General features: G+C 72.4%; 20 protein-coding genes. 8 read left to right on the top strand and 12 right to left on the bottom strand.

Annotated elements, in window-relative coordinates; genetic code table 11:
* Window positions 1-44 precede the first annotated feature (44 nt).
* The 5 genes from IRY44_RS08535 to IRY44_RS08515 are packed head-to-tail and all read right to left on the bottom strand — an operon-like array spanning window position 45 to window position 6,781.
* Window positions 45-1,313, bottom strand: a complete 1,269-nt coding sequence (locus IRY44_RS08535; protein WP_194799900.1) for a cation:proton antiporter — start codon at window positions 1,311-1,313, stop codon at window positions 45-47.
* Window positions 1,310-2,641: a cytochrome P450 gene (locus tag IRY44_RS08530; protein ID WP_194799899.1), complete on the bottom strand. Its 1,332-nt coding sequence runs from the start codon at window positions 2,639-2,641 to the stop codon at window positions 1,310-1,312. The genes IRY44_RS08535 and IRY44_RS08530 overlap by 4 nt, the downstream gene beginning before the upstream one ends.
* Complete coding sequence (locus IRY44_RS08525) at window positions 2,638-3,714, bottom strand: alpha-hydroxy acid oxidase (protein WP_194799898.1); 1,077 nt, start codon at window positions 3,712-3,714, stop codon at window positions 2,638-2,640. The genes IRY44_RS08530 and IRY44_RS08525 overlap by 4 nt, the downstream gene beginning before the upstream one ends.
* 1 nt (window position 3,715) lies before the next feature.
* Window positions 3,716-5,281 carry an FAD-dependent oxidoreductase gene (locus tag IRY44_RS08520; protein ID WP_194799897.1) on the bottom strand — a complete coding sequence of 522 codons (1,566 nt, stop codon included), beginning with the start codon at window positions 5,279-5,281 and terminating at the stop codon, window positions 3,716-3,718.
* A 12-nt stretch (window positions 5,282-5,293) separates the two neighbouring features.
* Window positions 5,294-6,781, bottom strand: coding sequence for an aromatic amino acid ammonia-lyase (locus tag IRY44_RS08515; RefSeq protein WP_194799896.1), 1,488 nt, complete (start codon window positions 6,779-6,781; stop codon window positions 5,294-5,296).
* Between the two features lie 63 nt (window positions 6,782-6,844).
* On the opposite strand from IRY44_RS08515, the gene IRY44_RS08510 reads away from it, so the two are divergent.
* From IRY44_RS08510 to IRY44_RS08495, 4 genes are all read left to right on the top strand, one after another.
* Window positions 6,845-8,389, top strand: coding sequence for an NAD(P)-binding domain-containing protein (locus IRY44_RS08510; protein WP_194799895.1), 1,545 nt, complete (start codon window positions 6,845-6,847; stop codon window positions 8,387-8,389).
* Complete coding sequence (locus tag IRY44_RS08505; protein ID WP_194799894.1) at window positions 8,379-9,800, top strand: class I adenylate-forming enzyme family protein; 1,422 nt, start codon at window positions 8,379-8,381, stop codon at window positions 9,798-9,800. Before IRY44_RS08510 ends, IRY44_RS08505 begins: the two co-directional genes overlap by 11 nt.
* A gap of 25 nt (window positions 9,801-9,825) precedes the next feature.
* Entirely contained in the window at window positions 9,826-10,242 is a 417-nt protein-coding gene (locus IRY44_RS08500; protein ID WP_194799893.1) for a hypothetical protein, read from the top strand.
* A 250-nt stretch (window positions 10,243-10,492) separates the two neighbouring features.
* Window positions 10,493-12,022 (top strand): CopD family protein, encoded by a 1,530-nt coding sequence (locus tag IRY44_RS08495; RefSeq protein ID WP_370584895.1) that lies wholly within the window; start codon window positions 10,493-10,495, stop codon window positions 12,020-12,022.
* Between the two features lie 34 nt (window positions 12,023-12,056).
* Here the strand turns inward: IRY44_RS08495 and IRY44_RS08490 are convergent, their stop codons facing one another.
* The 7 genes from IRY44_RS08490 to IRY44_RS08460 all read right to left on the bottom strand — a co-directional run bounded on the left by IRY44_RS08490 (window position 12,057) and on the right by IRY44_RS08460 (window position 16,892).
* Complete coding sequence (locus IRY44_RS08490) at window positions 12,057-12,980, bottom strand: M56 family metallopeptidase (protein ID WP_194799892.1); 924 nt, start codon at window positions 12,978-12,980, stop codon at window positions 12,057-12,059.
* A complete protein-coding gene (locus IRY44_RS08485; protein WP_194799891.1) occupies window positions 12,977-13,339 on the bottom strand; it encodes a BlaI/MecI/CopY family transcriptional regulator in 363 nt (120 codons plus the stop codon). The genes IRY44_RS08490 and IRY44_RS08485 overlap by 4 nt, the downstream gene beginning before the upstream one ends.
* An 87-nt stretch (window positions 13,340-13,426) precedes the next feature.
* Entirely contained in the window at window positions 13,427-14,086 is a 660-nt protein-coding gene (locus tag IRY44_RS08480) for a DUF305 domain-containing protein (protein ID WP_194799890.1), read from the bottom strand.
* Between the two features lie 76 nt (window positions 14,087-14,162).
* Complete coding sequence (locus IRY44_RS08475) at window positions 14,163-14,576, bottom strand: DUF6153 family protein (protein WP_194799889.1); 414 nt, start codon at window positions 14,574-14,576, stop codon at window positions 14,163-14,165.
* 140 nt (window positions 14,577-14,716) lie between these two features.
* Window positions 14,717-15,202 carry a DUF3237 domain-containing protein gene (locus IRY44_RS08470; RefSeq protein WP_194799888.1) on the bottom strand — a complete coding sequence of 162 codons (486 nt, stop codon included), beginning with the start codon at window positions 15,200-15,202 and terminating at the stop codon, window positions 14,717-14,719.
* A complete protein-coding gene (locus IRY44_RS08465; RefSeq protein WP_194799887.1) occupies window positions 15,199-15,666 on the bottom strand; it encodes a MarR family winged helix-turn-helix transcriptional regulator in 468 nt (155 codons plus the stop codon). The genes IRY44_RS08470 and IRY44_RS08465 overlap by 4 nt, the downstream gene beginning before the upstream one ends.
* Complete coding sequence (locus IRY44_RS08460; protein WP_269698076.1) at window positions 15,663-16,892, bottom strand: flavin-dependent oxidoreductase; 1,230 nt, start codon at window positions 16,890-16,892, stop codon at window positions 15,663-15,665. Before IRY44_RS08460 ends, IRY44_RS08465 begins: the two co-directional genes overlap by 4 nt.
* Before the next feature lie 255 nt (window positions 16,893-17,147).
* On the opposite strand from IRY44_RS08460, the gene IRY44_RS08455 reads away from it, so the two are divergent.
* Genes IRY44_RS08455 through IRY44_RS08440 form a run of 4 tightly spaced genes read left to right on the top strand, consistent with a single transcriptional unit; the run spans window position 17,148 to window position 20,523 of the window.
* Window positions 17,148-18,122 (top strand): ABC transporter substrate-binding protein, encoded by a 975-nt coding sequence (locus IRY44_RS08455; protein ID WP_194799885.1) that lies wholly within the window; start codon window positions 17,148-17,150, stop codon window positions 18,120-18,122.
* 7 nt (window positions 18,123-18,129) lie between these two features.
* Complete coding sequence (locus tag IRY44_RS08450) at window positions 18,130-18,900, top strand: ABC transporter permease (RefSeq protein ID WP_194799884.1); 771 nt, start codon at window positions 18,130-18,132, stop codon at window positions 18,898-18,900.
* Window positions 18,897-19,712: an ABC transporter permease gene (locus tag IRY44_RS08445; RefSeq protein ID WP_269696667.1), complete on the top strand. Its 816-nt coding sequence runs from the start codon at window positions 18,897-18,899 to the stop codon at window positions 19,710-19,712. Before IRY44_RS08450 ends, IRY44_RS08445 begins: the two co-directional genes overlap by 4 nt.
* Entirely contained in the window at window positions 19,705-20,523 is an 819-nt protein-coding gene (locus IRY44_RS08440; protein ID WP_194799883.1) for an ABC transporter ATP-binding protein, read from the top strand. The genes IRY44_RS08445 and IRY44_RS08440 overlap by 8 nt, the downstream gene beginning before the upstream one ends.
* Window positions 20,524-20,571 lie beyond the last annotated feature (48 nt).

Raw genomic sequence — 20,571 nt, 5'->3', positions numbered from 1 at the left:
GATCTCATAGATAGCGGCCGATGGAAGCACCGGTATTTGCCTCTTCAACTATCTGAAACCGCGAGCGCCGGCGTGTGGACGGTTTCCGGCTGCCGGGCCTCGCGGCGCTCGATCCAGCTCAGCACCGGCGTCGTCATCAGCGTGGTGACCAGCGCGACCAGTACCAGCACGGTGAACAGGGCCGGGTTGACGATGCCCGCCTCCAGCCCGACGTTCAGCGCGATGAGCTGCATCAGGCCCCGGGCGTTCATCAGCGCGCCGACCCGCAGCGCTACACCCGGCGGCTCGCCACGGAGCCGGGCCGCCGCCCAGCAGGCGCCGAACTTGCCGGCGATCGCCGCCGTCACGCAGGCGAGCGCGAACAACAGCACCGGCAGGGAGCCGAGCAGGCCGAACTCGGTCCGCAGCCCCGAGTAGGTGAAGAACAGCGGCAGGAAGAGCGTCGCGGCGACCGGGGTGAGCGTGTCCACCACCCGGTCGGTGTTGTCGGTCCGGGGCATCACCACGCCGACCGCGAACGCGCCGAAGACCGCGTACAGGCCGATCTCGTCGGTGTACCAGGCGACCAGGAAGAGCAGGGCGACGGTGCCGAGCAGCCGGGCGCGGTCGCTGAGGGCCCGGTGGGTCATCAGCGTGGAGGCCGCCGCCCGCCCGCCGAACCAGAGCACCAGTCCGAACAGGACCGCTCCGCCCGCGGTGACGAGCGCGGGACCGGCCCGGCCGGACGCGAAGGCCAGGACGGCAGCCAGCATGATCCAGGCCACCACGTCGTCGATCGCGCCGCTGGCCAGGGAGAGGGTGCCGTGCCGGGTGCCGGCGTGCCCGTGTTCGGTGATGATCCGGGCCAGCATCGGGAACGCGGTGATGGCCAGGGCGACGCCGACGAACGCGGCCGAGACCCCGAGTGCCGTCCCGTCGGCCTGGATCGGCACGGCGCCCGCCGTGACCAGGACCAGCAGCACCCCCAGCAGGAGCGGTGCGGTGACCCCGGCCAGGGAGATCACCCCGGCGGTGCCGGCGAGCCCGGTGACCCGGTGGGCACTGAACGCGTACCCGGCCTGGAACATGAACAGCACCAGGCCGACCTGACCCACGACGTAGAGGACCGGCAGCAGCGGGGCCGGGAACAGGGCGTCCTGCACGTCCGGCAGGAGGAGCCCGAGCAACGACGGGCCGAGCAGCACGCCGGCGAGCATCTCGCTCACCACGGCGGGCTGACCCGCCTTGCCGAGCAGCCACGCGACCCCCTTGCAGAAGATCAGGATCACGGTGACCGCGATGAAGAACCGTGGCGCCAGCTCCGTTGGTGTCATCGGACAGCCCTCTCGAAGTAGTCGGTGCACAACCGCTGCCGGCGGGCGTCGAGCACCATCCAGGTGCCGAAAACCAACTGCCGGACGCTGCGGCCCACGTCGGCCCACCGGTCCCGCGACCGCATCGCGGCCAGCCGCAGCCGCCCTGGGACGGGGGACCCGGCCGGCGTCAGGTACGCCGGACCCCGGCTGGGCAGCGAGCGGGTGTGTGACGCGGAGGACGTCAGGACGTACCGGCGCAGCACCTCACGGGTCGCGGCGCGCATCATCACCGGCGCGACGCCGCGGGCCGGGCAGGCGCGGTTCGCGGTGACCCCGTACGGGATGAAGTGCGCGTCGCCGCGCTTGAGCGTCAGCCACCGGTCCGGGTCGAACCGGTCGTCGCCGGCGGCTCCGCCGCGGTGGAACGCCAGATAGTTGAAGAGCAGTACGGTTCCGGCGGGCAGGGACACGCCGGTGGGCAGCGTGATCGGCGCGGACGTGATCCGGTGCGCCACGCCGAAGAGCGGATGCACCCGCAGCGTCTCGTCGATCACCCGGTCCAGCGCCTCGTCGTCGTCGAGTCCGCGCTGCAGGGAGGGATGAGTGGCGAGGGCGAGCAGCACGTGCGCCATCGCCTCGGACATCTGCACGACGGCGGTGTTGAAGAAGGCACCCTGGAGATACCAGGCCGTCTCCCGGCTGGTGAACGGCGGCGGCAGCGTCACCGGGCAGGTCCCCGCCTCGATCCGGTCGTGCAGATACCGGGTCAGCCGATCACGCCGCCGCATGTGCCGCAGGCCGGTGCACTTCAGCCCGTTCACCACGTCCTCGGCGTTTGCGACGATCAGCGCCCGCGCGTCCGCCGGGCACGCCTCACCGAAGACGAGTTCGTAGTAGACCTCGGCCCAGACCGGCATCATGAGGTCGCGCAGCCGGACGTGGCTGGTCCGGCCGGCGGGCAGCCGGTCGAGCGCGCGCCCGGTGGCGGCGGTCGCCAGGTCGTCGCAGCGCCCGCGGCGTACCGCGAGCACCCGCCGGGTGGTGGCGGCCACGGTCCGGTACCGCTCGCCCGGCTCCAGGTGCTCCTGGTGCATGTGCGGTCCGGGCGCCAGCCAGTACCAGAACAGGTCGGACAACCCGGCTCCCCGGCTGCGCCCGTCCGCCGCCGGATCGGCGTACACCCGCTCGAAGTGCTCCATGCCGACAGTGGGGCCGGGCACCGGTACGCCCTCGACGCCGTTGACGGTGACGAACACCCACTCCCGCAGCCGGACCACCGTGCGGGGCAGCCAGTACGGCAGGGTCCACGCCACGCCGACCCCCGCCAGGACGATCAGGGCGCTCATCCGCACGCCACCGTGGCGACCAGATCGGCGCTCAGGTCGGCCGGACCGGCGGCGCCGACCAGCGCCAGCGCCCGGTCGAGGTCGGCGTGCAGCAGGTCGAGCACGTGGCGTACCCCGGCGGCGCCGCCCACCGCGAGCCCCCACAGCACCGGGCGGCCGACCAGCACCGCGCTCGCGCCGAGCGCCAGCGCCACCAGGACGTCGGTTCCCCGGCGGATGCCGCCGTCGAGCAGCACAGGCAGCCGCCCGCCGGCGGCCTCCACCACGGCGGGCAACGCGTCCAGGGTGGCGAGCGCGCCGTCGAGCTGCCGGCCGCCGTGGTTGGAGACCAGCAGACCGTCGAGCCCGTACGAGACGGCAAGCGCCGCGTCAGCCGGATGCAGCACCCCCTTCAGCAGGATCGGCAGCGTGGTCACCTCGCGCAGCCAGGCGATCCGGTCCCAGTCCAGCCCGGCGTCCATCCCGATGTCGCGTACCCGGCCGCTCGCGTCGCGCATGTTCTCGCAGGCCATCCCCGGCGGCAGGTCGGCGAAGCCGTGCCGCAGGTCGCGTTCCCGCCGGCCGAACACCGGCGAGTCGACGGTGACGACGAGGGCCGAGCAGCCGGCCGCCTCGGCCCGCCGTACCACGAGCGCGGTGAAGTCGAGGTCCGCCTGCGGGTAGAGCTGGAACCAGAGCGGGCCGCCTTCGGCGGCGACCTCCTCGACCCGCCGGGTGGCCGCCATGCTGACCACCATGATCGTGCCCGCCTCGGCGGCGGCGCGGGCGGTGGCCACCTCGCCCTCGGGGTGGGCCAGCCGGTGGAACGCGGTCGGCGCGATCAGCAACGGCATCGAGATCCGGGTGCCGAGCAGCGAGATCCGCAGGTCGCGCCGTCCGGCGCCGCGCAGGACGCGGGGCACCACGTACCGCCTGGTGAAGGCCGCCTCGTTGGCGCGGACCGTGCGCTCCTCGCCCGCTCCACCGGAGAAGAAGTCCCAGTGCACCGGGTCCAGACGGCCCCGCGCGTCGGTGGCCAGCTCGGTCAGGTTCAGCGCCGCGCCGTCCAGCGCGGCGCCCGCGAGCGGGCGCATCTCAAGCCTCGGCACGGCTCAGGCAGCTGTCGACGAACGCGACAAGCGGCGCGACGTGCGTCTCCGGCCGGTCCCACCGGTTCTCCAGGTTCTCCGCGAGGTGGTGGGTGGCGACGACCCGGCCCGCCCGGTGGTGGCGGACGACCGGATGCAGGTAGGCCGCGTCGTGGGCCTGACCGGGGACGTCCTGGGCGATCCGGCTGACGGTGATGTCGAACGGGTCCACCCGGTCGTGGTCGGGGCCGTACTCGAGGGTGACGACGAAGGCGTCCGTGTAGTCGTGGTCAGGGGTACGCAGGCCGGTGCGGGTGAAGTACTCGACCGGCACCTCGTCGTGGTAGCGCGCGTCGGACCCGGCCACAGTGACCACGTCGCCGAGGAAGCCGAACTGCTGCCACAGGGCCGACGTGCGGTTGACGCGCGCGACGACGGCGTCGGCGATCACCTCGCCGGTCGCGTCCAGCTTCTCCGCCGGCCACGGCGTGTCCCCGTACCGTCGCTCCAGGATCCGGTGCAGCGCCCGGACGGCGTACCGGAAACCGTGGATGAAGCCGCTCGTGGAGCGCTTGAAGTCCCGTTCCTGGCTGATCGTGCCGGCGAAGTAGAGGCCGGGGACGTTCACCGACTCCCACGCCGGGGTCTGCGCCGGGAAGCGGTCCCTGATCGCGAGCGCCGGCCGGCAGGTGTCCTCGAAGACGGACGCGTCGAAGGCGAACCCGGTGCAGACGAGCACCCGGTCGTACCGCAGTTCCTTGACCACCTCGTCGGCGCGGGAGAAGGAGAACGTCACCGTGTAGCCGGCGTCGTCGCGCTCGATACGTCTGACCTCGCCGTCGAGGATCGCGTTCGCCGACTTCAGCTGGTACGTGTCGAGGAAGTTGTTGTTCACCGCGCGCAGGTGACCCACGTAGTGCGTACGCCAGGCCATCCGCACCGAACTCGGCCCGGCGACGTGGATCAGTGTGGTGGTCTCCATCAGGTTGTCGGCGGTCTCGAACGCGGAGTTCCCCTTGCCGATGATCAGCACCTTCTGGTCGAGGTAGTCGCGCGGGTCGACGGACATGTCCGCGTACTGCTCGGCGAGTTCGAGCCCGGGGATCTGCGGCAGGTACGGCCGGGAGACGCCGGTGGCGACGATCAGCCGCCGCGCCCGGAAGACCTCCTCCCCCGCCCGGACCTCGAACACCCCGTCGGCCTTGCCGATCGACGTCACCCGGGTGCCGTACCGGACCCGTGCCCCCGTCTTCGCGGCGAAGTCCGCCAGGTAGCGGAGCATCACGTCGGCGTCCGGGAAGTACCGCTCGGTGTAGCCGGTGAAACGCAGCGCCGGGTCGTCGCTGAGCAGCGAGTTCCAGTCCAGCCGCAGGTTCAGCTCCGGGTCGTCCGAGCCGGTGTGCGGCTTGTTGATGGAGATCAGTTGCCGGTGGCGGGGATAGGTGGCGAAGAACGCCCCCGGGACGTCCGCCTGTTCCAGGACCAGATAGTCGCGCCTGCCGTCGGCCTCCAGCAGAGCCGCGAGTTGCAGGCCCGCCGGCCCGGCCCCGACGATCAGATAGTCAAGCGTCATGTGCGCCCACCCTCAGGGAAGAGAAACGGAGAGATCCGCGATCACGTCGGCCGCGCGCCGCACGTCACCGTCCAGCGGCCGGTCCGGATCGACCGGCGGTACGACAGCGGCCAGCGCCGCGAGCGCCTCGGCGCAGCCGGACGCGGTCGGCGTACGCGCGCCCACGTAGGCGGCCTGGCGCAGCCCCAGCGCGAGCGACCCGACGACGAGGTGCAGCAGCCGGGCCTGGTCCAGTGCCCGCAACGCGGCCTGGGTGCCGAGCGGGACGACGTCCTGGTTGTGCAGGTTCGTCGGCACGCTCTGCATGCTCGCGGGCATGGTGTCCCGGCGGATCTCGGTGATCAGCGCGGTGGCCGCCAGCTGCACCCCCTGGAGCCCGTGCTGCTGTCCCGGGCCGGCGGCCAGCATCGGCGGCAGGCCGCCGTTGCGGTTCGGGTCGACGAGCAGGTCGAGTTGCCGTTCGGCGAGGTTGCCGACCTGCGCGACGACCATCGACAGCACGTCGGCGGCGAACGCGGCCGGCTGGCCGAAGAAGTTGCCGCCGTGCACCACCAGGTCGTCGCCGGGGAAGAACAGCGGGTTGTCGGTGACACTGGCGAGGTCGGCCGCGACCACGGCGTCGACGTAGCGCAGGGCGTCCTCGGCCGCACCGAGCAGTTGCGGCGTGCAGCGGATGCTGTACGGCTCCTGCAACGGACGCGCGCCGGACGCGACGAGGCCGGCGCTGACCCGTCGCATCCGCTCGCCCACGTCGATCGCGCCCGGATGGCCGTACGCGCCCAGCAGCCGGGCGTCGAGGAACTGCGTGTCGCTGCCGAGCAGATCGGCGAGCAGGCAGGTGAGCACCTGGACCGCCCGGTGTGCGGCGCGGGCCGCGTCCAGCGCCAGCGCCGTCGCCGCCGTGGTCAGGGATGTGCCGTTGACCAGGGCGAGAGCGTCCCGGCCGTCCAGCGGCAACGGCTCCAGGCCGGCCAGCGTCAACGCCTCGCCCGCCGGCATCCGCACCCCGTCCAGGTAGGCGTGCCCCCGGCCGCGCAACGCCTGCGCCGCGGCGCCCAGCGGGATCAGGTCACCGCTGGCGCCGACCGAGCCCAGCCGGGGCATCGCGGGGACGAACGTGGTCGCCAGCATCGCCGCGAGGGCGTCGATCACGTGCGGGGAGACCCCCGACGCGCCCTGGGCCAGCGACGCGGCCCGCAGCAGCACTGTCGCGCGGACCACGTCCGGATCGATGTCCGGGCCCTGGCCGGCGCCGAGGTGGGCGAGCGTGTTGTCGGCCTGGTCGCGCAGGTCGGGGCGGCCCGCGTACCCCACCAGGGCGCCGAAGCCGGTGGTGGCGCCGTACACCGCGCGGTCCTCGCCGAGCACCGCGGACAGGAACGTGCGGGCGGCGGTGACCCGGCCCCGGACCTGCGGCCCGGCCACGACCTTGATCGGGTCGCGGGCGGCGCGGAGGTCGGCGATCCGCAGTGGGACATCGAGGTCCACCTCTGTCGTCATGGGATCGCACCCTAGAGACGAATTCTCAGAACGCTCTGAGATCGAGTCGCTACGTTGCGGCGCATGACGCTCGACTATCTGATCATCGGAGCCGGACCGGCCGGGTTGCAGCTCGCTCACCTGCTCGAGCGCGACGGCCACGACTACCTGGTCCTGGAGGCCGGCCCGGCGCCGGGCACGTTCTTCGCCACCTACCCCCGGCACCGGCAGCTCATCTCGATCAACAAGGTCTGGACCGGCTCCGACGACCCGGAGTTCAACCTGCGCGCGGACTGGAACTCACTGCTCACCGACGATCCGGCGCTGCTGTTCAAGAACTACAGCCGGCGCTACTTCCCGGACGCCGCGGACATGGTGCGCTACCTCGCCGACGTCGCCCGCGGCCTGCGGATCAGGTACGGCACCCGGGTCACCCGGGTCGCGCGCGACGGCGACCTGTTCACCGTCGACGCCGGCGACGACACGCTCACCGCCCGCCGGGTGGTAGTCGCCACCGGCGTGTCCCAGCTGTACGTGCCGCCGATCGAGGGCGCCGAACTCGCCGAACGGTACGACACGGTCAGCGTCGACCCGGACGACTTCACCGACCAGCGCGTCCTCATCATCGGCAAGGGCAACTCCGCATTCGAGACCGCCGACGCGCTCGTCGAGACGGCAGCCGTCATCCACGTCGCCGGCCCGCACTCGATCAAGCTGGCGTGGCAGACGCACTACGTCGGGCACCTGCGCGCGGTGAACAACAACTTCCTCGACACGTACCAGCTCAAGTCGCAGAACGCGGTCCTCGACGGCACCGTCGAGCGGATCGTCCGGCGCGACGACGGCGGCTACCGGATCGACTTCCGGTACGCCCGCACCGTCGAGGCGATCCGGCGGATCGACTACGACCGGGTCATCCTCTGCACCGGTTTCCGGTTCGACGCGGGCATCTTCGACCCGTCCGCCCGGCCGCGGCTCGTCATCAACGACCGCTTTCCCGAGCAGACCTCGGCGTACGAGTCGGTGAACGTACCGGACCTCTACTTCGCCGGCACGCTCACCCAGCAGCGCGACTTCAAGCGCTCGACGAACGGGTTCATCCACGGCTTCCGGTACGGCGTACGCGCCCTGCACCGGATCCTCGGCGCCCGCCACCACGACACGCCGTGGCCGACCACGCCGCTGGAGGTCACCCCGGAGGCGATCGCGGACGCGATCATCGCGCGGATCAACCGCACCTCGGCGCTGTGGCAGCAGTTCGCCGTCCTCGGTGACGTCGTCGTCGTCTCCGGCGACACCGCGCGCTACCACGAGGAGGTGCCCGTCGCGTACGTGCACGACGGCGGGCTGGGCCCGGAACCGTTCGCGTTCGTGGTCACCCTGGAGTACGGGCCGGACCACGACCAGGTCGACCCGTTCGACATCACGGTGCCGCGGATCGCCGAGAACGACGCCGCGCACGCGCACGACGCGAGCTACCTGCACCCGGTCGTCCGGGTCCATCGTGGCGGGAAGGTCGTCGCGGCGCACCACCTCGCGGAGAACCTGGAGAACCACTGGAACCTGCCGGACGTGCACCACCAGCCGCTCGTGCTCTTCGTCAAGGGCGTCCTCTCCGATGCCGGCTGAGGTCTGGCCCCAGCCCGTGCTGGACCTGCTCGCCGCCGGTGACGACCGGCCGGTCTTCGAGGAGGGCGACCGGACGGTCACGACCGCCCAGATGTACCGGCTGGTCCGTCGCATCGCCGCCGGGCTCCGCGCCGCCGGGGCCGGGCCCGGTGTCGGGGTGGCGCTGCGGCTCGGTGTCACAGCTGAAGCGTTCGCGGCGATCATCGCGGCGTTCGCGGTGGGCGCCCGGGTCTCCGGGATCCGCCCCGACCTGGGCCCGGCGCACCGCGCCTGGCAGCTCGGCGGCACCACGCTGCTGGTCGACGACGCCCGGGTCGCCGAACTGGCGCGCACCCCCGACGACGGACGACCGCTGATCGCCGCCGGGCACCCGGACGACGTCGCCCGGATCATCTGGACCAGCGGCAGCACCGGCAGCCCGAAGGGCTGCGCCCAGACGTACGCGGCGATGAGCGCGGCCTGGACGCCGTACCCCGATCGCTGGCCGCCGGCGGTCGCGGACCTCGCCACCCGGCTCCAGCGGTATCTCGTCTTCGGTTCGCTGAGCAGCCAGGTGATGCTGGAGTACGGCATCCTCACCCTGGCCGCGGGCGGCACCCTGGTCGCGGCCCGGCCCCCTGGCTTCCCCGGCATGATCGCCCGGCACCGGGCGACCGCGAGCGTGATCACCGTGGGCAAGCTGTACCAGCTCGTGCGGGACCAGCGCACCGACCCGGTCGACCTGAGCAGCCTGCGGGCCCTGCTGGTCTCCGGTTCCCCGCTCGCACCGGGCCGGCTCGCCGAGGCGCTCGACGTGCTCGGGCCCGTCGTCTTCCACGGCTACGGCCAGACCGAGACCGGCATGATCACGATGGTGACGCCGGCCGAGATGCTGGCGTACCCGGCCGCGCTCGCCTCGGTCGGCCGGCCTCCCCCGGTGACGGCGCTGTCCATCCGGGACGCCGAGGGCCGTCCCGCCACCGAGGGGGAACTGTTCGTCCGGACACCGGCGCAGGCCACCGCGTACTGGAACGATCCGGCCGAGAGCGCCGAGGTGTTCGCCGACGGCTGGGTCCGCACCCGCGACCTGGCCCGGCTCGACGGCGACGGCTACCTGCACCTGCTCGGCCGGATCCGGGACGTCGTCATCGTGCAGGCCAACCTGGTGTACGCGGGCCCGATCGAGCGGGTCCTCGCCGCCGATCCCACAGTCGCCGAGGCGTACGTCGTCGGCCGTCCCGACGACGTCACCGGGGAGGCGGTGCACGCCTACGTGGTGCCCGCCGCCGGTTGCGTACCTGATGCCGGGCGGCTGCGCGCGGTGGTGGCGGAGGCGCTGGGCGAGGCGTCGGTCCCGCAGGCGATCCAGCCGATCGAGCGGGTGCCGACGGCACCGAGCGGAAAGCCGGACAAGCGCGCGCTGATCAGGTGAACCACCGATGGCCTAGCATCCGTGCATGGCCGTACTCGACGAGGCAGCGCAGCGTACCCGCACCCGGCTGCGGGGCACCGCCGTCGGATTCGCCGCCCTGTGGTCCGTCGCCCTCACCGCGTTCGCGGGCGTCAACCTCTGGATCGGGCTGCGGAACCGGCCGTATCTGCTGCAGTACGGCAGCGACGCGGGTGACCGGTTCGGGACCAACGTCATGGTGCTGCTGTCGTGGCTCGGCATCGTCGCCACGGTCGGCCTCGCCACGTGGGTCACCGCGCTGATGGTGCTGACGCAGACCCCCGGCATGCACAGAGGGCTGCGAACCCGGGTCCGCGTGGCATCGGCCGTGGTGCTCGTCGGCACTCCAGTGGTCACCGTCGCCGCGCTCGTCCTCGCGTACGCGCTGATCGTGCCGCGGATCTATTCGGGCGTGCAGTTCTGAAGCCCGCGGTTCCGTCCGCCTCCGGGAACGAGGACGTGACGGGTTCCGGTCCGCATTCGGCCCGGCGAAACCGGAACCGCGCCGCTCGGCCACGACGTTGATCAGGCCGACGCTCTACTACCAGGTCCTAGTAGTTCCCCTAGGATGGCGACCGCATCAGGTCGGAGCGATGGGCGCCGGGTCCATGTCTCCCTGACGAAGGGGATCAGTGGTGCCTCTCCCGCGGCGTCATCGCTCGCCGACGCGTCGCGTGGCGCGGTGGCTGCTGCTCGTGTGGCTGGCGTGCTGTCCCGCCGTGTTCGTGGTGCTCGGGTTCGCGTCGCCCGCCGCCGCGCACTTCAAGCTGCTCAAGGTCGTACCGGCGGACGGCGCCCGCGTGGACGGCACGGTCACGGAGATCCGGCTGACGTTCAGCGCCCCCGGCACGCCCACCGCGACCGGCTTCAAGCTCTCCCGCGAGGGTGCTGCCGTTCCGGTGACCACGCACACCCCCGACGGGGGCCGTACGTGGCTGGTCCACCCCTCCGCCGCCTTGCCCGACGGGAAGTTCACGCTGCGCTGGAGCGTGGCCGCCCCGGACGCCCATCCGCTGACCGGCGATGTGACGTTCACAGTGGTCCCGGCCGACGCGCCACCGGGCGCGACCGTCGCCCCCCGGCCCACGGCTGGTTCGCACGGGCACACCGGTCACGACGGACCGGCCGTTCCGTCGGCGTCGCCGCCGGCCCACTCCGGCGGGCACGCGGTGGGCCACACCGCCGACGCCGGCCAGGGTCCGGTGCGGTTCGTCGGCACGGCGGGGCGCTGGCTGTCCTACGGGGCGATCCTGCTGGGCGTGGGTGGTCTCGTCTTCGCGCTGACCACACTGGTGGGTACACGCAGCGACATCCGGCTGGTCCAGGTCTGGGTACGCATCGCCGGGCTGACGGTGGTGGCCGGCGTGCTGCTCGAACTGGCGGCGCTGGCGGCCGTGTTCGGCGGGGGCGGTCTCGCCTCGGCGGTCAGCACGCAGGCGCTGACCGCGCTCGGCCGTACGCCGGTCGCCGCCGGACTGGGTCTGCGGTTCGCCGGCGCGGCCGGGCTGCTCGTGGCCGGTTCCCTGGAGGCGGCGCTGATCCGGGGCCGGCACGCGGTCGGGCGGCACGCCGTGGTGACGGTCGCCGCGATCCCGACCGCCCCTCGCCCTCTTGTCGTGCCACCCACCGACGACGTGAGCGGCGACGAGGCGCAGCGGGTCCGCGCGCGAGCGGTCCGGCCGGTGCTCCTCGGCGTCACGGTGGCGCTGCTGCTCGGTTCGTTCCTGTTCGACGGGCACACCGTCACCGCCGGGCCACGGGCGGTCGTCGTGGCGGCGGACGTGGCGCACACCGTCGCCGCGGCGGTGTGGGTCGGCGGCGTTCTGCTCCTGGCGGCGCTGCTGCTAGGCCGTGCGCGCCTCGGTGTGCCGACGGGCGCCGCCGAGATGGCGGTGCGCTTCTCCGTCCCGGCCACCGCGGCGGTGACGCTCACCGGCGTCGCCGGTGCCGCGCTGACGCTGACGATCCTGGACCGGCCCGGTCACCTGGTGAGCACCGGATGGGGCCAGGTGCTCCTGGTCAAGGTCGCGCTGGTGGCGGTCGTCGCCGTCGTCGGGCTCTACAACAGCAGGCGGGTGGTGCCCCGGCTGGACCACCCGACCCCGGAGGGCATGCGTCGCCTGCGCCGCACGGTGCTGGCGGAGGCGGTGCTGATGGTCGCCGTCCTGCTGGCCACCGCGGTCCTGGTCAACACCGGCATGTAGACCCGGGCCCGCGTGACCGGGGCGGCCCCGGGGTCTACAGGCAGAACAGGATGCCGGTGACCACGCCGGCGCCCAGCGGGGCGACCAGGGCGGTCGAGGCGAGCAGGGCGCGGGCGAGCAGGTTGCGGCGGTGCGGGCGGCGTCCCTGGAGGCGCTGCAGCCGGATCGCCACGTCGGCGCCGGCCATCGACAGCGCCGACGGCGGGCGCGGCGCGCCGGCGAACGTCAGCAACGCGTCGCGTACGGCAGTCGGACCGCATTCGCGGACGGCGGCGGCGTCGGCGCGCAGTTCGACGAGCAGGCGCACTGCTGCGGGCGCCTGGCGGGTCAGGGGCAGCCACGGTACGGCGGCGGCGAGCCCTTCCACGGCGGCCACCAGGAGATGGTGGCGCTCCCGCAGGTGTGCCCGCTCGTGGCTGAGCACCGCGGCGAGCTGGTCCGCCGGCAGGTCACCGGCGGCGCTGGCCAGGACCGTGAGCCCGCCGGACCCGCCGAGGCTGTAAGCCATCGGGGTCGGGTGCGGGATCCACAGCACCGGCGCCTCGCCGGGCTCCGGCGGGCCGCCGGCGAGCGTGAGCAGGTCGGCGTGGGCGCGGCGAGCACGGTGGGCGCGCATCGCCAGGCGGGTACTCGTCACCGTGAACCGGGCGAGCACGGCCAGCAGGAGCAGCGCTCCGGTCGCCCCGACGATCTCGTCGGCGGCGGGCGGCCGGCTGGGTTGTGCCCAGTGCCAGCAGATGCGGGCGAGGTCGTGCAGCGCCCACTGCCGGGTGCTGCCCGGCGCGAGGAGCATCACGGTGGCGAGGACGAAGGTGCCGAGCACCGCGACGATCAGGCCGAGCCAGCCGAGCAGCATCGCGACGGGGTCGGCGACGTGCCGGAAGGACAGCCGCAACGCGGCGGGGCCACACCAGGCGACCAGCGCCGCGCCGGCGACGAGGGCGAGCGCGAGGCTCACGCCCCGGACTCCCGCTCGTCGAGGACCTGCCGCAGGATGTGCAGCTCGTGGTCGGAGGCGGACCGGGCGAAGTGAAGCAGCACCAGGTCGGGGTGGGTGCTCGTCTCGACGACCCGGCGCAGTGTCCGCGCGATGATCTCCTCGCGGGTGCCGGCGGCCCGGTAGCGGTAGGCCTTGCCGTCCTTCTCGCGTACGGCCCAGCCCTTGCGGTGCAGGTTGTCCAGCACGGTGAGCACCGTCGTGTACGCCAGGACCCGGTCGGTGGTCACCGCGTCGAGGACGTCACGCACGAGCACGGGCTCGGGGGCACGCCACAGGACGTCCATCACCGCCGATTCGAGTCTGCCCAGTTCCGCCACGTGCTCTCCCTTCGTGCCGGTCAGGGTACGTCAGGTGTCGTGGCGGTGCGGCCGGCCCCGAAGCCGGGACCGGCCGCGCCCGGTCGCCTACAGGCGGTCGAGGATCTTCTGCAGGGTCTGCACCTCGGCGGCCTGGTCCGAGGCGATCCTGGCGGCCAGCGCCTTGGCCTCGGGGTTGCTCCCGTCGGCCTGCTCGGTCCTGGCCATGTCGATGGCGCCCTTGTGGTGGGCGATCATCATCTCGGCGAACATCTTGTCGAACGCGGGGCCCTTCGCCGCGGCGAGGTCCCTCATCTGCTGCTCGGACATCATGCCGGGCATCCCCGCGTCCATCCCCGGCATGCCGTGCCCGGGCGTGGCGCTCATGCCGGGCATGCTGTGGTCGCTGGGCAGGTCCGTGGGCTTGCCCCAGGCCGTGAGCCACCCCTTCATGGTGGCGATCTCCGGATCCTGCGCCGCCTTGATCTTCGCGGCCAGGTCCTTCAGTTCGCTGTCGCTCGCGCGCGTCGGGGCCAGGTCGGCCATCGTCACCGCCTGCTGGTGGTGCGGGATCATCATCTGGGCGAACATCACGTCCGCGTCGTTTACTGTGGCGTCCGCGGAGGCCGAAGCGCCCGCCGCGGAACTGCTGCCGGTGCCGTGCGTCATGCCGCCGGTGTCGTCAGCGCCGCCGCAGGCGGCGGTCGCGAGCAGGGCGGTCAGGGCGACGCCCGCGAGGGCGGCGCGGCGCAGGATGGTCGGTTTCATCGGTACGTGGTCCTTGTCGTGAGGTGTGCCGGAACGGAGTCGTCGGGTCCGGGCGAGACGCCGGACCGTGTTCTCCTCACGTGCGCAGGACCGTGACGGCTCGCAGGAGCAGCCCGATGCGCCGGCGGGGTGGACCCCGGTCCGGGCGGGGCCCGCGGGACCGAGGGCCGGCCGGCGTGCCGGTGCCGCGGCGGGGCCGCCACAGCAGGGACAGGGCGCCGAGGACGAGCGCGCCGCCCAGCACCGCCAGGCACACGGTGAACACGTGCGTCCCGTCGTGGCGTCCGGGCGAGCTGTCGTCTCCGTGTGCGGCGCCGGGCGCGGCGGCGATCTCGCGGGCGGCGTCGGCGGCGTGGCCGGTGCTCCCGTGTACGGCGCTCGCGTGGGCGGCGTCGGGTCCGGCCGGGTGGCCGAAGGTGTGCATGCCGAACACCCCGAACGTCACGGCGACGAACAGCGCCAGCCGCAGCAGCGGGTGAGCGCGTCCCATCCCATGCCCTCCGCACGTCCGGCCCGGCGCGTGGCGTCCACCTCGACAACCAGCGTCTACTACAGGCGCATAGTAGATGGGGTATCACGGCGGCCGGGCACGGGGAGGGCGAACGCGCACAACGCGCCGCGCGGGAACGACTACGTGACGCGGTAGGCGGTGTAGCGCACCCGGTCGGCCTCACGGATCGCCGACGCGACGAAGACGCACTGCTCCAGCACGGCCAGCGCGGGCACCGACGTCTCCAGTCGTACGCCCAGCCGGAAGTAGTACTCGGCGGGGTCGACCGCGTCGCCGCGCAGCAACGCCTCAAGGACCTCCGGGCGGCCGCTGCGGACGCCGAACGTGCGGAGGTAGACGTGACCGCCGTCGGCGGTGCGCGCCGAATAGCGCGTGTCGATCTCGATCGCGCCGTCGGGGCGGACCAGCTGCCAGTCGGCGCCGCCGGGAAGGATGTCGGCCTCGACGAGGCCGGTGACCCGGCCGCCGACGACAGGCACCACGCGGCGGTGGCCCGCGCGGGTCACCCCGTGGTCCTCCAGCGCGCCGAGCCGGACCTCCACGTCGAACGCGGCCTCCAGACCGGGAACCGCCGGGTCGCGGCCGACGTGTCGGCGCGTACTCATGGAGTGTCCTTGGTCTGCGCGAGGGCGTCGCGGAGGCGTTCCAGCGCGGGCACCGCGGCGGCGAGGGCCGCGCGGTCCGCCGCCGGAAGGGTGGCCGCGGCGCGGGCGACCAGGTCTCCGCTCGCGAGGTCGAAGCGGTCGAACAGGTCGAGGGCCTTCGGGGTGGCGAGGACGTCGACGTGGCGGTGGTTGCCGGGGCGGGGGCGGCGCTCGACGAGACCGTTGCCCTCCATCGTGGTCAGCAGGTTGCTGACCGTCGAGCGGCTCAGGCGGAGTCGTTCGGCCAGCTCGCCGGGGCCGGACACGGTGCCCCGGGGCAGGGCCCGCACGATCTCGATCTGCGCGTCCGGGATCTCCGGCAGGTGCTCGGCGGCGCGGGCGGCGGCGAGCAGCGTGCGGCGCAGCGGCGAGATCACCGACGCCAGTCGCGCCGCGTCCAGCTCGGCCGGCTCCGGGCCGGTCACGGCAGGACACCGGAGAAGACAGTCGGCGTGAGGGAGGCCCGTTCGTTGAGGTCGGCGGGCAGGAAGCCGGCCGCCTTCTTGTAGCCGGTGGCGATCTCGGTGAGCTCCTCCGGCGGGATGACGTCGTGGACGTGGTCGAACCCGTCCGGCGCGCGCTCATGGGCGAGCACCATCACCTGTTCCGGGCCCTGCCGCCTGTTGCTCAGCACGAGCGCGGTGGTCGCCGGCCGCCGGTCCGCCTCGTAGGCGTCGAGCGCCGCCCGGACCGTCGGCGCGGTGGCGAGGTGGAAGGCGAGGGTACGCGCATCGAGGATCGCCTGCGACGCGCCGTTGGAACCGTTCGGGTACATCGGGTGCGCCGCGTCGCCGAGCAGCGTCGTGTTCCCGTGGGTCCAGGTGCCGATCGGGTCGCGGTCCACCATGGGGTATTCGAGGATCTCGTCGGCGGCGGCGAGCAGTTCCGGCACGTCGAGCCACGGGAAACGCCAGTTCGCGAAGAGGGCGACGACCGGCGCGGGGTCGACGGTCCGGTTCCAGTCCGCGTTGGGCCCGGCGAAACCGGGCCCGCGCCGCTCGGCGACGACGTTGATCAAACCGGCGCCGATCGGGTACGCGACGAACTTCTGTTCCGCGTCCCCCGCCATGATCATGGTTCGCCCGTCCAGGAATCCGGGTGCCCGGGCCGTGCCCCGCCACAGCGTCAGCCCGTTCCAGATCGGCGGCCCCTCGCCGGGATGGTGTTGCCCGCGCAACGCGGAGTGGATGCCGTCCGCTCCGACGATCAGGTCGCCCGCGACGCTCACCTCCCCCGCCCCCGTCTCGAAGTGCGCGACGCCGTCGCGGACGCCGACGAGCCGGTGCCCGGTGCGTACCGCGTCGGGCCCCAGCCGTTCCCGCACCACGTCGAGCAGTTCCATCTGGAACCGGCCGCGGTGCACGGATAGCTGCGGCCAGCGGTATCCGGCGTCCAGTCCGCGCGGTTCGCTCCAGATCTGCTGACCGTGCCGGTTGTAGTAGGCAAGCGTGCCGGGGGCGGCCCCCAGCCTTTCCACGCGGTCGCCGAGGCCCAATTCGGTCAGCTCGCGGACGGCGTGCGGGAGCAGATTTATCCCGACGCCGAGTGGGCGCAGCACGTCGGCCCGCTCGTAGACGGTGATCTCACGGAAGCCGGCCCGGTGCAGGCTGAGAGCGGTGGTGAGGCCACCGATCCCCGCGCCCACGATCACGATCGCCAAGTCGTCGCTCCCTCCGCCACCGGACCACCAACCGCACAGTTTGGTCACAAAATCGTCACTCGTCAAGACGTATTCACATCGAGTTCCGACCACTCGTCCCGCAATGCGATTCGCCTTATCGGAATTCTTGACAATCAATCACCTCTGCATGACGCTGATCGACGCGGTCGGATGGTTCACCTCACCTCACCTCACCGGCCCCCAATCCTCCGGATGCACCAGCGCTTCGCACGGAAGGGCTCGTCCATGAAGAAGGTCACCGCCCTCGCTGTTCTCGCCGGCGTCGCGATCGCCCTGACCGGTTGCACGGACTCCGACGCCACCGATCCGTCTCCCGGAGCGAGCGGCGACCTGCGCAAGGTCCGCGTGGCCGCGTTGCCGATCAGCGAGACCGCCGCGCTGTGGGGCGGCATCAAGGCGGGCATCTTCCGGGAGCAGGGGCTCGACGTGGAGGTCGTGCCCGCGCAGGGCGGCGCACAGGCCATCCCGGCGCTACTAAACGGCGACATCGACTTCGCCATCGGTCAGCCGTTCGGCCCGTTCCGCGCCGACCTGCAGAACCTCGGTGTGGTGATCATCGGAAACTACGCGTCGTCCTACGCCGACGGTGACGACATCAACGCCGTGGTGGCGTCGGCGAAGTCGGGCATCACCCGGCCCGCCCAGCTCGCCGGGCGCAAGGTGTCGGTGAACAGCCTGGGCGCCGCCGGCGACGTCACGATCATGGCGGCGGTCGAGAAGGACGGCGGCGATCCCGCGAAGGTCAAGTTCGTCGAGGTGGCCTTCCCGGACGCGCCGGCCCAGCTCGCCGCCGGCAACATCGACGCCGCCTGGGTGACCGAGCCGTTCATCACCCAGATGCGCAAGCGCGGTGACGTCCTCGTGGTCGCCCCGTACCAGGCCACCGTCCCCGGGCTCACCACCCTGACGACGATCACGTCGAGCAAGCTGAAGGACTCCGACGCCGCCCTGGTCGCGGACTTCTCGGCGGCGATGAAGAAGACGCTCACCTGGGCCAAGGATCCGGCCAACGAGAAGGACCTGCGTCAGGCCATCAAGGACAATCTCGAACTACCGGAGGCGGTGGCGGACTCCGTGCGGCTCCCGGCGTTCGGGTGGGAGCTCGACCGGGCCGGCCTGGAGCAACTGGCGACGCTCGCCCAGAAGTACCGCGTCCTCGACCGGCGACCCGACTTCGACCGCCTCATCCAGCAGCAGTAGCCGGCCGATGCGCAAGATCCTGCTGGGCGCCGCGGGCCTGCTGGGGTTCCTCGTCGTCTGGCAACTGATCCCGACCCTGGGACTGGTCGACCCGCACTACCTGCCGTACGCCACCGACGTGTTCGGGCGGTTGGCCCAGGAGGTGCGCGACCTGGCGTTCTGGCGACGGGTCAGGCTCACCATGACCTCGTGGGCGATCGGCCTGACGGTGGCGACGCTCGCCGCGGTCGCGCTGGGGACAGTGGTCGGGATGGTGCCGTTCCTGCGCCGCGCGACGCACACGACAGTCGAGTTCCTGCGGCCGGTGCCGTCGGTCGCGCTGATCCCCCTCGCCGTGCTGATGTTCGGCCTGCAGATGCGCGCCGCGCTCGTCATCATCGTCTACGCGGCGTTCTGGCAGGTGTTCGTGCAGGTGATCTACGGCGTCGCAGACGTCGACACCGTCGCCCGGGACACCGCGCGCAGTTTCGGCCTCACCCGCGCCGAGCGTCTGCGATACCTCGTCCTGCCGACCGCGCTGCCGTACCTGATGACCGGCCTGCGTCTCGGCGCGGCGGTCGCGCTCATCCTGGCCGTCACCGCGGAGATGGTGATCGGCAACCCCGGCCTCGGGCGCATGATCGAACTCTCCCGCTCCGCCGGGGACGCGGTCGGCCTGTACGGCCTCGTCGTGGTCACCGGGATGCTCGGGCTGCTGGTGAACGTCGTGTTCCGCTTCGTCGAACGGCGCTCGCTGGCCTGGCACCAGTCGGTGCTCGCGGACGAGGCGACCCGGTGACCGCCCTCGGCGCGGGCCGGGCCCGCCCTCGCGATCTGGGCATCCGGGTCGCCGAGAACGTCCTGTTCGCGGTCGGGCTTCCCGTCCTGACCGTGGCGCTCTGGGCCGCCTGGTCCACCCGGTCGACGAACCGTTTCCTCGTCGGCCCCGGCACGCTCCTCGACGCGTTCCGGCAGACCTGGATCGGCCCGGCGTTCGTCGACGACGTCCTGCCCAGCCTGTACCGGCTCCTGATCGGACTGTTCGCGTCGATCCTGCTCGGCGTCGCCGCCGGCGTCGTCATCGGCCGGATCCGCCCGCTGCGCGAGATGCTCGAACCGCTGCTGGAGTTCTTCCGGGCGATTCCGCCACCCGTGCTGATCCCGGTCGCGATGCTGCTGCTCGGCATCACCGACACCATGAAGGTCGTCGTCATCACCTCCGGCGCGATCTGGCCGATCCTGCTGAACACGATCGAAGGCGTCCGGGCGACCGACAGCGTGATGACGGAGACCGCGTACTCGTTCCGGATCTCCCGGTGGGACCGGCTGTGGCGGCTGACCCTCCCGGCGGCGAGCCCGCGCATCATGACCGGCGTACGGCAGGCGCTCTCGGTGGCCCTGATCCTCATGGTGATCTCGGAGATGTTCGCGTCGTCGGCAGGGCTCGGCTACCGGATCGCCTACTTCCAGCGGAACTACCTCATCGCCGAGATGTGGAGCGGGATCCTGCTGCTCGGCCTCATCGGCGTCGTCCTCGCCGTGGTCTTCGGTGTCGTCGAACGCCGCGTCCTGCGCTGGTACCACGGAATGAAGGAGGTGACCCGTGGCTGACGGGCGTCCCCTGCTGAGGGTCGAGCACCTGCGGAAGGTCTACGCCTCCGGCCGGGGTGAGGTCGAGGCGATCGGGGACATCAGCTTCACCATGAACCCCGGCGAGCTGCTGTGCGTCGTCGGTCCCTCGGGCTGCGGGAAGACCACGCTCCTGAAATGCCTCGCCGGGCTGCTCCGCCCCACCAGCGGCCTCGTCGAGATGGAGGGGGCGCCGGTGACCGGCCCGAGCCCGGCGATGGCGGTGGTCTTCCAGGAGTACGGCCGCAGCCTCTACCCGTGGCTGACGGTCCGCGGCAACGTGGAGCTTCCGCTCCGCCACAAGAAGCTCTCCCGCGCCGAACGCGCCCGGACGGTCGCCGACGCCCTCGACGCGGTCGGGCTGCCGCAGTCGGCGCGCAGCCATCCGTGGCAGCTCTCCGGCGGGATGCAGCAGCGGGTGGCGATCGCACGCGCCATCGCGTACCAGCCGGACGTGCTCATCATGGACGAGCCGTTCGCCGCCGTGGACGCACAGACCCGCGCCGATCTGGAGGACCTCGTCCGCGAACTGCACCTGACCCGTGGCATCTCCACCGTGTTCGTGACGCACGACATCGACGAGTCGGTGTATCTGGGCCAGCGCGTGCTCGTCCTGTCGAACTCGCCGACCCGGGTGCAGGAGGACCTCGTCATCGACCTCCCCCGGGAACGCGACCAGCTCACCACCCGGGCCCTGCCCCGGTTCACCGAGCTGCGGACCCACGTCTACGAGCAGATCCAGCGGGCCAAGCGCGGGCCGGTGGTCCCGTCCTCGCGGGTCCACCGGCCGTAGTCGCATCGATCGCCGCGGATCTAGGTTCGAGGTGACGGACCGGTGGAG

The organism is Micromonospora sp. ANENR4, assembly GCF_015354395.1.
GTDB lineage: Bacteria > Actinomycetota > Actinomycetes > Mycobacteriales > Micromonosporaceae > Micromonospora > Micromonospora aurantiaca.
Note: the sequence above shows the minus strand (reverse complement) of the source record. Positions and strands in the feature narration are given on the sequence as shown.